Below are 1,271 nucleotides of genomic sequence, written 5' to 3' on the forward strand. Positions count from 1 at the left end.
TGACCCGTCCTGAATAAAGGCTACATAATTTTAAACATTATGTACAAAAATGACAAAGTAATTAGACGTTATTCAGAACCTTTCAAATTGAAAATTTTAGACGAACTTACAACCGGAAAATTAAACAAGTATCAACTAGGTAAGGCTTACGGCATCGCTCCTACTACCATTAATGAATGGATTAAAAAGTACAACCGTAAAGACCTTATGAACACCAGAGTAACCGTGAAAACAAAAGACGAAATTACACGTATCAAGCAGCTTCAAAAAGAAATTGAACAGCTTAAAAAACTTCTGCTTAAAAAGGATATGGATGCACTTGTAGATGAATCATATCTAGAAGTGGCGGCAGAACAGCTTGGCTATAAATCTGTCATTGATCTAAAAAAAAAGCTAAATACAAAGCCTTAATCAAGGCCAAAGAAAAAGCTAAGGGATTTACCTCTCTAACGACTTTAACGGCTTGTTTCGGTCTTAAACGTGATGCTTACTACAAATATAAACGTAGAGAAAACAGACGCTTAAAGATTGAACAAAAAGTTATTGAAATTGTCAAGAATAGACGTAAATCCCTCCCTAGAGAAGGTGTTAGAAAACTCTGTAAATCTTTAAAATCAGAGTTTAAAGATGCTAATTTGAAAGTAGGTCGAGATACCTTGTTTAATATTCTTAGAAAAAACAATATGCTTACACTTAGAAAAAAATACAGCTCAAGAACCACCAATTCATTACACAGGTTCCATAAATACAAAAACATTATTAAAGATGTTGAAGTCAACAGACCCAACCAAGTCTGGGTCAGTGATATCACTTACATCAGAACAACTAAAGGATTTTGCTACCTGGCACTCATTACAGATATGTACAGCCGTAAAATCGTCGGTTATGATATAAGTAATAGCCTAGAGCTTAAAGGCTGCGTAAGAGCTTTAAACAAAGCTTTGTACAAGACCAAAAACTTAACTGGACTTATACATCATTCTGACAGAGGAATACAATATTGTAGCAATGTTTACACGCAAATACTAAAAAGAAATAACATCAATATCAGCATGACTGAAGACAATCATTGTTATGAAAATGCAATGGCTGAACGTGTAAATGGCATCTTAAAAGATGAATTCTATCTCGATCAAACCTTTGATAGCCTACAACATGCAAAACGCGCTACAAAAAATGCAATTAATCTATACAACGAAATAAGATTACACTTATCTTTAGATTTTAAAACTCCAAGTATGGTGTATAAATTATCAGCCTAAAATAAATTT

Annotated in this window: 2 protein-coding genes; both read left to right on the forward strand. The window is 33.1% G+C overall.

Translation table 11 applies throughout. The features are described 5' to 3' along the window. Positions 1–39 precede the first annotated feature (39 nt). Complete coding sequence (locus BLV84_RS12390) at positions 40–411, forward strand: transposase (protein WP_093246182.1); 372 nt, start codon at positions 40–42, stop codon at positions 409–411. Next, positions 411–1,262: an IS3 family transposase gene (locus tag BLV84_RS12395; RefSeq protein ID WP_234953158.1), complete on the forward strand. Its 852-nt coding sequence runs from the start codon at positions 411–413 to the stop codon at positions 1,260–1,262. The genes BLV84_RS12390 and BLV84_RS12395 overlap by 1 nt, the downstream gene beginning before the upstream one ends. Positions 1,263–1,271 lie beyond the last annotated feature (9 nt).

The sequence above is a fragment of the Psychroflexus halocasei genome, from assembly GCF_900107595.1.
Lineage (GTDB): Bacteria > Bacteroidota > Bacteroidia > Flavobacteriales > Flavobacteriaceae > Psychroflexus > Psychroflexus halocasei.

Coding starts and splice junctions, on each gene's coding strand:
- BLV84_RS12390 (WP_093246182.1), top strand. CDS start 40: ATGTACAAAAATGACAAAGTAATTAGACGTTATTCAGAACCTTTCAAA.